Below are 13,388 nucleotides of genomic sequence, written 5' to 3'. Positions count from 1 at the left end.
AGCCGCCAGGCGCCTTGCCGACACCTGTGGACTTGGATTTGTGCGATCCGGACCGATGCACGGCGGTTCCCAACAGGGTCAAGCCGACGTTGCGCTGGCGCTGCACCAACGGTTTCGCCCGGTGTTCTTGGCCAGGTACAAAAAGGCGTCGGCGGCCTTGATCAACATGGCGGGCGTTACGTCCACCGTGCCCGGCTGGGTAGTGGTGATGCCGGCGCTGGCCGTGACGATGCCCAATGGATGGTCGACATGTTCGATGTCCAGCGCCCTGATGGCGTCAAGAATGTCCTGGGCGACCTTGGCGGCACCAGTGCCGTCGGTATTGGGCAGCAGCACGGTGAATTCTTCGCCACCGTACCTGACCGCCAGGTCCCCCGGTCGTTTGACCGCGTCCTGGATCGCCCCGGCAATGGCATGCAGGCAGTCATCCCCGGCGGCGTGCCCGTATTTGTCGTTGAAGCGCTTGAAGTAATCGACATCGAGCATGATCAGGGCCAGGGAAGAGCCCTGGCGCTTGGCCAGGCGCAGCTCATCGGTCAAGGCAAGGTCCAGCTTCCTACGGTTGCCCAACCCGGTGAGGCTGTCGGTCAGCGCCATGTCCCGCATGCTCTGGTGCGCATGACGGATCTGCTTTTCCATGATGATCCGGTAGCGCAGTTGGCTCAGGACGATGAGGCCGAAGCCGACCAGGGTGACGATCAGGAAAACCAGCACGAAGCCGGTCTTAAGCAGGTCGCGGCGCCAGGGCGCGATGATGGAGTCCCGGGACAGGCCGGCTTCCACCACCAACGGGTACGTAGTCAGGGCGCGGTAGCCGTACAGGCGTTCGGTGTCGTCGATCACTGCACGGGCTTCGGCAGTACCCTGGTTCGATGTCGGCAGGAAGTTCTTGAAGATCACGCTATTGACCAGGCTCTTGCCGATCACCGTCTCGACGAAGGGGCGCCGTACCAGAATGGTGCCGTTGCGCAGGGCCAGGACCAGGGCGCCCTTGTCGTCGATCTTGAAGTCGCCGTAGTAGTCCACGAAGTAGCTGACCTTGATCGTTCCAAGCAGCACGCCGGCGAACGAACCGTCGGGATTGTTCAGGCGTCGGGAAATGGGAATGATCAGGTCGTCGGTGGACCGGCTCCTGATGACTTCGCCGATGCGTACGTTTCGATCCGTGTGGGTGCGGTGGTACTGGAAATAGTCACGGTCCGCGTTGTTGGCCGGTTCCGGGATCGTCTCCTTGTCCGTGACCACCCATTGCCCATCGGGCCCATAGATAAACAGCCCGTGCAGTTGCGGCATGATGGCGGATTGCTGCACCAGTAGTTTATGGAGGCGCGGGATATCGATGTTTTCGAATCCGTCGCCTTCCACTCGCTCGCTGAGTGCGGCGGTGACGACGTCCACCTGGCGGATGGTGTCTTCTGCATGCTGGGCCGTCGCCCGCGCCAGGTTCGTCACCGAATCGCGGGCGGCCGAAAATGCAGCACGGTAGTCACGCCATGTCCTCCAGCCTTCAACGGACAGGAAGGCTATCACCACCACCAGCATGAAACTGATGGTCAGCCTCAATGCCGCGCCTGGCCGCGCAGCCTGGGGGTCGAAATCCTCGACAGGGCTTTCGCCTTTTGGCTCCGGCCGTTTGCGTCCGAGCATCAACATTTCCTTTTACGACAAGTCTGCGCACTATGGATGCGCAGCCTATCTTATTCAATTCCAGCACATTAGCCAGTTGCGAGATCGACGTTGGCACAGACGCAGTGGGAAGCTCTTATGAAAGTTGGTGTCATTTCCGATACCCACGGATTACTCCGCCCCGAAGCGCTTGCCGCGCTGGCGGGATGCGATCGGATCATTCATGGCGGAGACATCGGCAGCCCCGGGATCCTCGAACAACTGGCATCGATTGCTCCGCTGTATGTGGTGCGCGGCAACAACGACCTGGATGCCGATTGGGCCAGGCAGCTTGCCGATAGCCTGCAATTCGATCTGTGTGGGTGGCAGGTTCTGCTGGTGCATGACATTGCCGATGTACCGGCTTCACTCGACCCGGGGGTGAAGGTGGTCATCACGGGGCACTCCCACAAGCCGGGTATCGAATGGCGTGGCGAGCGCTTGTATCTGAACCCCGGCAGCGCCGGCCGGCGGCGTTTCAAACTGCCGGTGACGCTGGGGTTGCTGGAGGTGAGTGCAGGCTCGATCGAGCCGCGGATCGTCTCGTTACTGGAGTGATGAAAGGGTGCGGGGCTGGTGCGAGGAGGACCGCTGTCGAGGAAGCCATTGGCTTTACTACCGAACAGGGGCGAAGTGGAATTACCTGCGGAAAAGCGCCATCATTTAGCCTTCATTTGGGCTCAATGACAGGGATGACATGCAAATCGATAATCTGAAGCGCTTTCTGGAAGCAGGAACGACCTTCTCCATGGGCGATGCCATCACGCCCCACACGGCCAATGATTTCTGGCAGTGGGCCTTCTCCAATATGAATGTGCCCGTATTACGAGGCGTGCTGATCGAGTACCTGGTGGCAAAGAAGTTGATTGCCCATTGCGACGACATCGTCGGTGATACGGTACGAGCGCTGACCACCTATACCCCGCGCAAAGGCGATCTGACCCGCAGCATTGAAAAACACTACCAGGTGCAGCCTCACGGCGATGTGTTCGACCTGCAACTGACCTGGGGCGTGACCTTGGAAATAAAGAGCACGGCATCCCCGGACAACTGGCGGCTGAACAAGACGTGCCGGTGGAACATCATTCAGGACAGGAATCTCAAGGAGGCAGTATTTCCTTCCCAGTTCTACATCCTTGCGCAGATGGGGCCGGCAGCGAGCCTCAATGACAGTGCACTGGACCTGGGTGCCATCGTTTTCCATGTGCGTACCGGTGAGGAACTGGACGCGCTGGCAGTGGGGCAACAGTCACTGGGATTCTCCAAATTCGTGGGCGTTGAAAACAAGCGCCGCAGTTGCAGCTATGACGAGTTGCCTGCCGTTCTATTGGACCTGCAGACGCAACGTCTGCGTCGTATCCAGAAGAAGCTCCGCCCGGATTGGAAGCTGGTTCCACTTGAGCGCGGGGACGATGACTTCCTGCCTTTGGCTGTGGAGCAGGCCGGCCAGGTGGAGGCGTGGTGGTATTGGCAGGCGGAGGTGCAAGGCAAATGGACTGCCGTGCCGATCGCGCCGATTCCATGGCCTTGGCTGCCGGACGAGACACCTGACTGGCGGGATTGGGAGGCAGCAGGTTTTGCGTTTGTCCCGGAGGTCGCGGCGTCGGTGGATGAGCCTGAGGATGCGCCGATTGTCGTCAGCTGATCCGCCGCCATCGCGAGCAGGCTCGCTCCCACACTGGTTGTGGGCTGGTCGCGAGGTCACTGTTTCACCATCCCTGTGGGAGCGAGCTTGCTCGCGATGGCGGTCTGTCAGTCACCTCAGTGTTGGCCGGCAAAAAACACCCGCCGAACCTTCCATGGCGGGTGTCTGGGAAAAACCGGCTCAGAAAGGAGGGATCTGGCCGGAGTCGGAAAGTGAAATCACGCCACCGGAATCGACGGGTCGGCCGCTGCCAGGGCCGCCGCGCGGTCGGCGGCGGGCGGGTAGATCCATATCGAGTTGATCTGGGTCTTGAGGTCCTTGGCTTCCTGGCCCACCAATTTGAGCTGGCGATCCCAACCTTCGGTGTACACCGCCCCCCAGGCTCCGAGGTCCAGGCAGGTCACGTACTTGGGCTGGCTGTAGGTCATCGGAGCCACGCCCAGCAGGTCGGCAGCGACATTGTTGCCGGCATAGCGGCCCAGGGCAATGGCGTGCTGGCAGGACATCGCCGCGTAGTTGCCCACGGTGTCGGTGGCGGCGTAGGCCACGTCACCGGCGGCGAAGATATGGTCCTGGCCCAACACCTTCAGGTTGCCGTCGACGTGCAACCGGCCCTGGCGATCACGGGTGCCGGGTACGTGTTCGGTCAACGGACTGGCGCGGAAGCCCACGGTCCAGACCACGGTGTTGGACTCGATTCGCTGGCCGTTCGACAGGGTGACGCCGCTGGGATCCACCGATTCGACCGAGGCGTTGAGAATCCATTCGATGCCCAGGTGAGCCGAGGCTTCGATAAGGGAAGGGCGGATGCCTTCGCCCAGGGAGGCGCCGATCTGCGGTGCGCGGTCGACGACGATCACCCGGATGTTGGCCTGTTCGCCCAAGGCGGCGCGCAGGCGGGCGGGCATTTCGGTTGCGGTTTCGATCCCGGTAAAGCCGCCGCCGGCCACCACCACGGTGTTGCGGGCGGGACTGTCCGGGCGGTTTGCGAGGGACTTGATATGAGCTTCGAGGCGGGTTGCCTGCTCGATTTCATCGACATCGAAGGCGTGCTCGATCACACCCTTGAAGTCAGCGCGCATCAACTGACTGCCGGCGGCGAGCACCAGCCGATCATAGCTCAGCGTGCCTTGGATGCCGGAGGCGTCGCGATAGCCCACTTGCTTGCGCTCGGCATCGACGCTGTCCGCCGAGCCCTGCACGAAATTCACCCCGACCGCGTTGAACAACTCGTCCAGCGGGGCCTTCATCGTATGGACGTCAGGCTCGTAGAAACGTGGCCGGATCCGCAGCTCCGCCTGGGGCGCCAGGACAGTAATCTGCACATCGTTGCGATCATGCTGGTCCAACAGGCGGGCCGCGCTCAACGCGCTCCATACCCCGCCGAAACCTGCGCCAACTACCAGAATATGCTGTTTCATGATGTGCTCCCGAAGACAAAATCGATACGTTGAATTGTTCAACTGTTTCAGCGTGACCGTGTCGCGAGGTACCCGAACGTGCGTGGCTTCATGCATTCAGCTTCGGTTCGCTGTAGGAAATGGTATTCGTCGGTTCGGCGTCCGACACTTCTACATAAGGTCAGCGGGGGCACGTCTGGGTATGAAGGATTTATACGAAGGTGTTAGAGCGATGGGGTTGAACGCGGCTTTTGTGAACGCCGCAGAACCTGTGGGGGCCGGGCTTGCCCTGATGCCGATCAGTTAAGCCACCGACCTGTGGGAGCAAAGCTTGCTCGCGATTGCGGTAAGTCAGTCAGCAACAATGTTGACTGACCTGTCGCTATCGCGAGCAAGCTTTGCTCCCACAAGGATTGTGCCGTTTGATCCTTGACTGACTGGCATTAGGGCTTGCTCGCGATGACGGCGGTACATTCAACATGGATGCAAGCTGACCCACCGCTATCGCGAGCAGGCTCGCTCCCACAAAGGATCGGCGGTTGGACGATGCTTTTGTGAACGCCGCAGGACCTGTGGGAGCCGGGTTTGCCCTAATGCCGATCAGTTAAGCCACCGACCTGTGGGAGCAAAGCTTGCTCGCGATTGCGGTAAGTCAGTCAGCAACAATGTTGACTGATCTGTCGCTATCGCGAGCAAGCTTTGCTCCCACAAGGTTTGTGCCGTTTGATCCTTGACTGACTGGCATTAGGGCTTGCTCGCGATGACGGCGGTACATTCAGCATGAATGCAAGCTGACCCACCGCTTCGCGAGCAGGCTCGCTCCCACAAGGATGTGTGGTTATTCAGTCGACCGGCCGATTGAGCACCGATTCGATGCTGGCGATCAGTTCAGCGCAGCGAAACGGCTTGGGAAAGAATGCCACCGGCTCCGCTGCACCGGCCTTGACCCGGGGCATCGGGGCGGGATGCCCAGTGATGAAAATGACCGGGATGTGAACGCCTTGGTCGGCCAGTTGGTTATACATCTGGATGCCGCTCATGCCGGGCATCGTGATATCCGAGATCAGGCAGGCGGTCTGTTCGGGACCGCCGGAGGACAGGAAGTCCAAGGCGTTGGCATAGGTGCGAACGGTATAGCCGCTGGAGCGCAAGAGACCGTCCAATGCGATTCGAACGGACTCATCATCATCGACCACTGAAATAATTGCGGTATTGGACATTTAGGTACCGAAGGTGATGTCAGGTCGCCATAAAGGCCCCGTCTTCCCTGCAAGATACCTTGTCCTGCCACCCCGCCAAGTTATACCTGGGTATGAACGTTCACCCGGCGCGATGCATGTCCAGTGCCTGGGCCATGCGCACCAGATCGGCGAACGAGCGCGCGCACATTTTGCGCATGGCCTGGCCCCGGTGGATCTTGACCGTGATCTCACTCAGGCCGATTTCCCCGGCGATCTGTTTGTTCATCAGGCCCGACACGGCCAGGCCCATCACCTGTTGTTCTCGGGCGGTCAGGGTGGCGTAACAGTCCTGGAGCGCCCGACGGCTAAGGTCGGACTCGCGGCGTAACCGATCCCGCTGGAGGGCGGCGGACACTGCATCGATCAAGTCCTGCTCCCGGAAAGGTTTGCTCAGGAAATCCACTGCGCCGGCTTTCATGGCCTTCACCGTCATGGCGATATCGCCGTAGCCGGTCATGAACACGATCGGCAGGTTGATATTGGTCGTTGCCAGCTGTTGCTGAAAGTCCAGGCCGCTGATGCCTCGCAGCCGCACGTCCAGCACCAGGCAACTGGGCTGGTCGGGGCGAGGGTGTTGCATGAACTCCGTCACCGAGCCGAACAACGCGACCTGCAGGCCAATGGAGCGCAACAGGCCGCCGAGGGCTTCGCGCAGCGGTTGATCGTCGTCGACGATATAAACGAGCGGCTCATCGTTGATGGCCTGGCAGGTGGAGTAGGTGGGCGTCATTGGGTGTCCGAAACGATCTAGTACAAGTGAGTAGGGGCCACGCGAACCGCAACGAAGTGCCTTGGGTGGCCTCACTGAGTCCGGCTTTCCGCGTCATGGAAATCGTTGCATCTTAAAAGTGCCGCAGGCCACCCGGTAGGACATAAAACCCTGAAATTGCGCCACGGTCCTGAAGCGCTGCATACCGAAGTATCGGTGGGCTTGCCTAAAGGTTGAATGGGTTGTCCCTAGGTACAACAGACAAGCGCACCACGGCGGACATAACCTGCCAGCCATACCGTCGCCGGTGCGTCTCGATGAAAAGGCCGACGATGATTCTGTCCACTCCTGACTCAATGGCCTGGCGCCTGGGGCGACGACTATGATGAACAGAAATGACCTGCGTCGTGCTGACATCAATCTGCTGGTTGTCTTCGAGACCTTGATGCATGAGCGCAATGTCAGTCGTGTCGGTGAAAAGCTGTTTCTCGGTCAACCGACGATCAGCAGCGCACTGGCTCGTTTGCGGCTGATGTTCGATGACCCCTTGTTCATCCGTTCGGGCCGTTTGATGGAGCCGACGTCACGGGCCCAGGAGATATTTGCCAACCTGAGCCCGGCGCTGGATGGCATTGCCGCGGCCCTGAGTCGCTGCCAGGCGTTCGATCCGGCCACCAGTGAGGCGACCTTTCATGTCGGACTGTCCGATGACGTTGAATACGCGTTGCTGCCGGAGCTGTTGCGCCGCCTGCGGGGCGAGGCGCCGGGCACCACATTGGTGGTGCGCCGGGCCGATCAATGGCAGATGTCCCAACTGCTGACCAGTGGGGAAATCACCCTGGGTATCAGCCACACCCTGGAGCTGCCGGCCAATGCCCGGCGCAAGGACTTGCGCCAGATCCGGCCGATGCTGCTGCGGGCCGATTCGCAGCCCGGCGAATTATCGCTGGACGAGTTCTGCCAACGACCCCACGCAGTGGTGTCGTCCATGGGCAATGTCATCGATGATTCTGATCGCGCCTTGAGCCTGATCGGGCGCCAACGTCGGGTGGTGCTGACCGTGCCTCAGTTCAGCGCCTTGCCCGTGCTGTTGGCCCACAGCGACATGATCGCCATCGTGCCGGACTACGTGGCCCAGGCAATGGCGGTGAGCGCGGGCCTGAGGGCCGAGCCGGCGCCGATCCGCTTGCCCGAGCACGCGTTGTCGATGGTCTGGGGAGGAGCCTCTCACAATGATCCGGGGGAGTGCTGGTTGCGCTCCCGTTGCAGCGCGTTCGTGGCCGCGCGCGCCGAGCATCTGGACGCCAGGAAAGTCGCTTGAGCGCTGCGGGCCGGCTAATCGTCTTTCGAGGCGTATCCCTCGGGGTCGATGTTGGCTTGCGCCTTCGCCACCAGTCGCTGCACCCATTCGGCATCCCGCTCGTTGACCACGGCGTAGCGCTCTGGAGGAAAAAAGCGCCAGTGATGGGCCACCTCGGCAAGGCGCTTGAGTTCATCGCCAGCCAGCCAGTACGACGTGTCGATCAAGGGGATCGCTGGGCCGTCGAAGCGCCGGCCCAGCGGCAGCTGGGTGCCGGGGGCAAAGGCAATCGCCAGATGCGCCCGTGGTTGCAGCTGCTTGGCCGGCGCAGGCGTCCGTCCAATCCGGGCGTAGGTGAAGTTGCCCGGGAATTGCTCCTTGAGCACCAGCCAGTGCCCTGCCTCGGTCTTGGCCAGGATCCACTGCGATACACCGCTGTCTTGCACGTGCTCGATTTTATCGTTGACCCAGAGCATGAGGGTGTTGCAGTCCGGGTCATAGTCGCTGGACCACAGGCAGAAGCCCGAGACCAGGGTATGGCGCTCAAGCTCGACCAGTCCTCGGTCCGGCATGGACTGCCAATAGCGTTTGGTCGGGTCGTGTTTGTCCCGCAGGAAATTACGCAGCGCCCAGGTCGTGGTGAAAAGCACCATCGCGACCACCTGCCATCCCAGGGACTCACCGATGATGGGGTCTACGTCCAGGCCAGGGGCAAACAGCGTTCGATAGAGCAACAGCCCCAGGATGAATGCGATGGGAGGCAACAGGGGGCCGAAGCACAGCGGCGGCATCAGCACCACGATCCAGTTGAAGCGGTGATGGGCCGCGTAGTCATGGGCCCAAGCCTGCTCCTGGGGGAGCATCGGCGCTTGCTCACGCGGGCCGATGCCTGAGTCTGGGGTCCAGAAACGTATGTACTGTGTGTAGGAGAAGTCACTCATGGACGAAGTCATGCTCGTTGAGGTAATCGTTGTGAGCCCCGGCCCGGTCAGCGGGAAAAGCGCTTGCGGTAGTCCCGAGGTGAAATCGAGAGGTGGCGCTGGAAGGTATGACGCATCCGCTCTTCGTCACCGAAGCCGCACGACCGGGCGATCTGGTCGATGTTGCGTTGGGAGTCTTCCAGCAGCCTTCGCGCGGCTTCCAGGCGGAACAGCTCGATGGCCTTGGCCGGGGTTCGCCCGGTCTGGCGCTTGTAGACCCGGGCAAAATTGCGCGGGCTCATCCGCGCCTGGCGGGCCAGCCGTTCGATGGTCAGGTCGTCGCCCAGGTGTTCGGCAATCCAGAGGTGCAGCTCGTCGAAGCTGGCGCTGTCTTGGGTTTGCAGTTGCAACAGCTGGCTGAACTGCGCCTGGCCACCAGGGCGCTTGAGAAACACCACCAGCTCCCGGGCCACCTGCAGGGCGACGTCGCGACCGCAATCGGCTTCCACCAGCGCCAGGGCCATGTCGATGCCGGCGCTGACCCCCGCCGAGGTCCACACGTGGCCTTGCTGGATGAAGATCGCGTCCAGGTCCACTTCAACCGCCGGGAAGCAGTCCCTGAGCATGTCGCACATGGCCCAGTGGGTCGCGGCGCGGCGTCCGTCCAGCAAGCCGGCCTGGGCCATCAGGAACGTGCCGCTGCACACCGATGCGGTGCGTCGGGCTTTGGCCGAGGCATGGCGCAGCCAGTCGACCAGGTCGACGCAATCGATCATCGCCTGGCGGATGTCGGGCGCGCCGGGGACGATCAACGTGTCGATCAGGACGTCGTCGAACTGGCGCAGGCAGCAGGTTTCCACGACCAGGCCCTCGGCGGTTCGCATCAATCCGCCGGCGAGGCTGGCGGTATGCACGGCGTAGCCGGGCAGGCCGCGTTCGGCCATGGCTTTGGTTGCCGCCCAGAACACCGTCTGGGCGCCGGTCAGGTCCAACAGGCCCATATGCGGATAGGCCAGGAAGACCAGCGTGCGTGGTTGGGTGATCGACCGGGTGGCGAGGTCGATGTCACGGGGCATTTCGTTCATGGTGGCGTGGAGGTTCAAGAGGTCGATTTCATTGTGCTTTATACACCGGAAGGCAATCCATGCCGGGTCGATTATCCATTTTCGGCACAATTGCTCGGTGCGCCTGGGAGACGGAATGGAACTTGCCTGATCTTTGCCCAACCAGCCCAGGAATCGATGAAGGTCGGGTCAATGAATAACAACAACATCGCATCGCCGGTCAATCGGTTCCGTACCGTCGACATCGATGAGCATGCCCGGAACATGGGCGGTTGGCAGGTCTGTTACGACCAACTGACCCCAGGGCGTTTCGAAGGCGAGTTGATCGAATTCCGTTCCGACTGGATGCAATTGGTGCGCGACCGCTCTAACCAGGCCATGACCAAGCGTGGGACGGCCTGGGAAGGGGCCATCACCTTCAGCATGCCGTTGGTGGCGGACGGTCCGGTCTTTTGCTCCGGGCATCCGATCCTCGAGCCCAGCCTGTTGGTGGCCCGGGGGCAGAACTTGCCTGAGTTGCGCACGCCCCAGCATCTGGACGTGCTGGGTGTCGCCATCGACGAGCAAGCGTTGGCGCATGTGCTGGAGCGGCAGGGCAGTCGTTTTCGAATTACCGATCTTCCCAAGTGTTACCGCCTCGGCGACTCGACGCTGCCGGCTGAACTGGCGGCCCTGTTCGGCGAGCTGGAAAGCGACCAGGGACGGGAATCATTGCTGGGTTACGAGTCGATCCGTCGCGGCCTGCGGGATACGGTGATGCTGCACATGCTGGAACTGGTGGCGCCGGACGAGGCACCGCCCCTCAGCCCCACGGCGCGCAAGCGCATGGTCGACCGGGCCCGGGAGTACGCGTTGGCCCATGTCGACGAGCCGCTGTCGATCCTTGATCTGTGCAACCACATCGGTGCCAGCCGGCGCAAATTGCAGTATTGCTTCCAGGAGACCCTGGGCATCAATCCCGTGGCTTATTTGCGGGCACTGCGCCTCAATGCCGTGCGCCGTGAGCTGCGCAACGGCGATCAAGTCCAGGGTGTGCAAGAGGTGGCGGCACGCTGGGGCTTCTGGCACCTGAGCCGGTTTTCCAGCGACTATCGGGTCCTGTTCGGCGAGACACCTTCGCAAACCCTGCGTCGCACGCATCTGTGCTGAAAACGGATAACGGCCGATAGGGCCTGCTCCCTAGGATGACCCCACCACCATACGGTCGGAAGGGGCATTCGATGAATCAGAACAACAAAACAAACGTCTTGCGCTTTACCTGGTTGACCCTGGGGGTGCTGGGCCTCTGCGCCGGCGCCCATGGCACCGAAAACGGCGCGCCGACCACCGCGGTCGGGGTCTATGATTTCGGCGCGGGCATGATGCCGCCGGCTACGCCCTTCGGGACCGTCGGCCTGCGTACGGCGTTCTACTCGGCCAACGTGCAGAAAGACCGCCACGGCCATTCGGCGGACAACAACTTCTCCCTGGACGTGCTGTCCATCGGCGTCGCTTACATGCGCATGACCGATTACACGGTGCTGGGCGCCAAGTACGGCTTCGGCACCGTAGTGCCATTCTTCAAGATGGACGCCTCGGTACAGGTGCAGACACCCGTCGGCCCGCTGGATCTCGAGGCCGATCCATTTCGCTTGGCGGACGTCCAGTTCCTGCCGGTGATCCTGCAATGGACCTTGTCGCCGAACCTGTTCGTCAACACCCAGTTCCAGATCCAGGCGCCCACCGGCGACTACGACAAGAATCGGCTGATTTCACCGGGGCTCAATCACTGGACGTTCTCACCCATCGTCAACGCCACCTACCTGTCCGACAGCGGCTTTGAAGTGTCCTCAAGCTTCGAAGTCGACGTGAACACCCGCAACAACGCCACCGACTACAAGAACGGCGTCGAGTACCGCCACGAGTTCGCCGTGGGCCAGCACGTCGGGCCCTGGACCATGGGTGTGGGCGGGTACTACTACCGCCAGTTCACTGATGACGATGCACCGGGATTGGAGAGCGGCAATCGCGCCCGGGTGATGGCTGTCGGGCCGGCGGTGAGCTACTTCAAACCCGGCATTCCGCCGGTCTGGCTGCACGTCTACAAGGAGTTCGACGCGCGCAACCGCGCCGAAGGCTATACCGCGGCGTTGCGCATTTCTCAAAGTTTCTGAAGGGGCTCGCCATGAACCAATCAAGTTCCGCTTCAACGGCCGCGACCCCGTCGCGCCAGGCTGGCCGGCGTGAAGGCCTGGTGCTGATGCTGGGCAGCAGCCTGACCATCATGGGGTCAGTCATGGTCGCACCGATCCTGCCTCGGTTGGGCGCCGAATTCGGTCCCGTCGAGCCCCGTGCCGATCTGCTCGTGCCGCTGGCCGTCACTGGGCCGGCCCTGGCGATTGCCGTGTGTGCGCCACTGGCCGGTTGGCTGGCCGACCGCATCGGGCGCAAGGCGTTGCTGGTGCTTGCCACCTTGCTGTACGCCTTGCTCGGCGCGTTGCCGGCGCTGCTCGACAGCCTGCCTGCGATTGTCGGTACAAGGCTGTTGTTCGGCTGCACCGAGGCGGCTGTCATGACCTGCTGCGCGACTCTGATCGCCGACTATTGGCACGGCGAGGAGCGCTTGCGCTACGTCAATCGGCAGGTGGTGACGATCGGCCTGGTAGGCGCGCTGTTCTTCGTCGTGGGCGGCGCGCTGGGGGAGCACTCGTGGCGTTCACCGTTCCTGCTCTATCTGCTGCCGTTGCTGCTGGTGCCGGCGATGCTGAAGGTGTTGTGGGAACCTCCGCTGGCGAGGCATCAGGTGGTGCGGCAGCCGGTCGATGAGACGGGCCCGACCAAGGTCGCGGTGCGGCAGTTGGTAGTCGGCTACCTGATGATTCTGGGCGGCATGGTCCTGACGTTCGTCGTGCCGGTGCAGGCGCCGATGCTGCTGGTCAGTCTGGGCATCACGTCGAGCACGATGATCGGCCTGGCCGCGGGCCTGAGCCTGCTGGCAACCCTGGTGGGCTCATTGATGTGGCCGCTGTTGCGCCGCCGCTTGGGTATCGCCGGCTGCAACGCCTTGCTGCTGGGCCTCATCAGTCTGGGGCTATGGCTGCTGATGCGTGGGCAGAGCTACAACGCGGTACTGGTGGCGGTTTTCATCCAGGGGCTGGGTTCCGGGTTGCTGGTGCCGAATGTGATGGCGCCGGTGATGAACGCCTTGACCGCCAGCACCCGCGGCCGGGGGTTGGGCGGGTTCACCTCGTTCCTCTATATCGGCCAGTTCGTCAGCCCGCTGGTGGTGGCCTTCGTGATGGTCTTCGCCGGAGACCTGCGCCACGCCATTCAATGGATGGTCTTCGCCGGCCTGGTCGCGGCACTCCTCTGGGTGATCGCCGGCCTGCGCGCTCGCGGCCACGACCAGGCAACTACTGTCGATTCAACACGCCCGGCTCACGCCCATCGTCATGAATAAGGAAT

At 62.0% G+C, this 13,388-nt stretch carries 12 protein-coding genes; 6 read left to right on the top strand and 6 right to left on the bottom strand.

What is annotated here, in order from left to right:
* Positions 1 to 78: 78 nt before the first annotated feature.
* Positions 79 to 1,647, bottom strand: a complete 1,569-nt coding sequence (locus FGE05_RS07905) for a sensor domain-containing diguanylate cyclase (RefSeq protein ID WP_139643455.1) — start codon at positions 1,645 to 1,647, stop codon at positions 79 to 81.
* 117 nt (positions 1,648 to 1,764) lie between these two features.
* Between FGE05_RS07905 and FGE05_RS07900 the strand changes: the two genes are divergently transcribed.
* The gene (locus tag FGE05_RS07900; RefSeq protein ID WP_139643453.1) at positions 1,765 to 2,223 is read left to right on the top strand and encodes a metallophosphoesterase family protein; all 459 of its coding nucleotides are present in this window, start codon (positions 1,765 to 1,767) and stop codon (positions 2,221 to 2,223) included.
* A gap of 139 nt (positions 2,224 to 2,362) precedes the next feature.
* Positions 2,363 to 3,310, top strand: coding sequence for a hypothetical protein (locus tag FGE05_RS07895; protein WP_139643449.1), 948 nt, complete (start codon positions 2,363 to 2,365; stop codon positions 3,308 to 3,310).
* 218 nt (positions 3,311 to 3,528) lie between these two features.
* Here FGE05_RS07895 and FGE05_RS07890 read toward each other — a convergent pair whose 3' ends face one another.
* From FGE05_RS07890 to FGE05_RS07880, 3 genes are all read right to left on the bottom strand, one after another.
* Positions 3,529 to 4,731 (bottom strand): NAD(P)/FAD-dependent oxidoreductase, encoded by a 1,203-nt coding sequence (locus tag FGE05_RS07890; RefSeq protein ID WP_139643446.1) that lies wholly within the window; start codon positions 4,729 to 4,731, stop codon positions 3,529 to 3,531.
* An 821-nt stretch (positions 4,732 to 5,552) separates the two neighbouring features.
* Positions 5,553 to 5,930, bottom strand: coding sequence for a response regulator transcription factor (locus FGE05_RS07885; protein ID WP_139643444.1), 378 nt, complete (start codon positions 5,928 to 5,930; stop codon positions 5,553 to 5,555).
* A 100-nt stretch (positions 5,931 to 6,030) separates the two neighbouring features.
* Positions 6,031 to 6,681, bottom strand: coding sequence for a response regulator transcription factor (locus FGE05_RS07880; RefSeq protein WP_139643441.1), 651 nt, complete (start codon positions 6,679 to 6,681; stop codon positions 6,031 to 6,033).
* 361 nt (positions 6,682 to 7,042) lie between these two features.
* On the opposite strand from FGE05_RS07880, the gene FGE05_RS07875 reads away from it, so the two are divergent.
* A complete protein-coding gene (locus tag FGE05_RS07875) occupies positions 7,043 to 7,981 on the top strand; it encodes a LysR family transcriptional regulator (protein ID WP_283812164.1) in 939 nt (312 codons plus the stop codon).
* 14 nt (positions 7,982 to 7,995) lie between these two features.
* Here the strand turns inward: FGE05_RS07875 and FGE05_RS07870 are convergent, their stop codons facing one another.
* Complete coding sequence (locus tag FGE05_RS07870; protein WP_139643438.1) at positions 7,996 to 8,901, bottom strand: hypothetical protein; 906 nt, start codon at positions 8,899 to 8,901, stop codon at positions 7,996 to 7,998.
* A gap of 47 nt (positions 8,902 to 8,948) precedes the next feature.
* Positions 8,949 to 9,956 (bottom strand): GlxA family transcriptional regulator, encoded by a 1,008-nt coding sequence (locus FGE05_RS07865; protein ID WP_175363921.1) that lies wholly within the window; start codon positions 9,954 to 9,956, stop codon positions 8,949 to 8,951.
* A 180-nt stretch (positions 9,957 to 10,136) separates the two neighbouring features.
* On the opposite strand from FGE05_RS07865, the gene FGE05_RS07860 reads away from it, so the two are divergent.
* The 3 genes from FGE05_RS07860 (at position 10,137) to FGE05_RS07850 (ending at position 13,383) form a co-directional block, all read left to right on the top strand.
* Entirely contained in the window at positions 10,137 to 11,093 is a 957-nt protein-coding gene (locus FGE05_RS07860; RefSeq protein ID WP_139643435.1) for a helix-turn-helix domain-containing protein, read from the top strand.
* A 71-nt stretch (positions 11,094 to 11,164) separates the two neighbouring features.
* Positions 11,165 to 12,097 (top strand): transporter, encoded by a 933-nt coding sequence (locus tag FGE05_RS07855; RefSeq protein ID WP_139643433.1) that lies wholly within the window; start codon positions 11,165 to 11,167, stop codon positions 12,095 to 12,097.
* 11 nt (positions 12,098 to 12,108) lie between these two features.
* Positions 12,109 to 13,383: an MFS transporter gene (locus FGE05_RS07850; RefSeq protein WP_139643430.1), complete on the top strand. Its 1,275-nt coding sequence runs from the start codon at positions 12,109 to 12,111 to the stop codon at positions 13,381 to 13,383.
* The last annotated feature ends 5 nt before the right edge of the window (positions 13,384 to 13,388 follow it).

Source organism: Pseudomonas sp. ICMP22404, assembly GCF_006227205.1.
Taxonomy (GTDB): domain Bacteria; phylum Pseudomonadota; class Gammaproteobacteria; order Pseudomonadales; family Pseudomonadaceae; genus Aquipseudomonas.
This window is presented reverse-complemented; position numbering and strand designations above follow the sequence as displayed.

Bases quoted from the DNA above. Each gene is read 5' to 3' on its own strand.
- FGE05_RS07905 (WP_139643455.1), bottom strand. From the start codon at position 1,647: ATGCTCGGACGCAAACGGCCGGAGCCAAAAGGCGAAAGCCCTGTCGAG.
- FGE05_RS07900 (WP_139643453.1), top strand. From the start codon at position 1,765: ATGAAAGTTGGTGTCATTTCCGATACCCACGGATTACTCCGCCCCGAA.
- FGE05_RS07895 (WP_139643449.1), top strand. From the start codon at position 2,363: ATGCAAATCGATAATCTGAAGCGCTTTCTGGAAGCAGGAACGACCTTC.
- FGE05_RS07890 (WP_139643446.1), bottom strand. From the start codon at position 4,731: ATGAAACAGCATATTCTGGTAGTTGGCGCAGGTTTCGGCGGGGTATGG.
- FGE05_RS07885 (WP_139643444.1), bottom strand. From the start codon at position 5,930: ATGTCCAATACCGCAATTATTTCAGTGGTCGATGATGATGAGTCCGTT.
- FGE05_RS07880 (WP_139643441.1), bottom strand. From the start codon at position 6,681: ATGACGCCCACCTACTCCACCTGCCAGGCCATCAACGATGAGCCGCTC.
- FGE05_RS07875 (WP_283812164.1), top strand. From the start codon at position 7,043: ATGATGAACAGAAATGACCTGCGTCGTGCTGACATCAATCTGCTGGTT.
- FGE05_RS07870 (WP_139643438.1), bottom strand. From the start codon at position 8,901: ATGAGTGACTTCTCCTACACACAGTACATACGTTTCTGGACCCCAGAC.
- FGE05_RS07865 (WP_175363921.1), bottom strand. From the start codon at position 9,956: ATGCCCCGTGACATCGACCTCGCCACCCGGTCGATCACCCAACCACGC.
- FGE05_RS07860 (WP_139643435.1), top strand. From the start codon at position 10,137: ATGAATAACAACAACATCGCATCGCCGGTCAATCGGTTCCGTACCGTC.
- FGE05_RS07855 (WP_139643433.1), top strand. From the start codon at position 11,165: ATGAATCAGAACAACAAAACAAACGTCTTGCGCTTTACCTGGTTGACC.
- FGE05_RS07850 (WP_139643430.1), top strand. From the start codon at position 12,109: ATGAACCAATCAAGTTCCGCTTCAACGGCCGCGACCCCGTCGCGCCAG.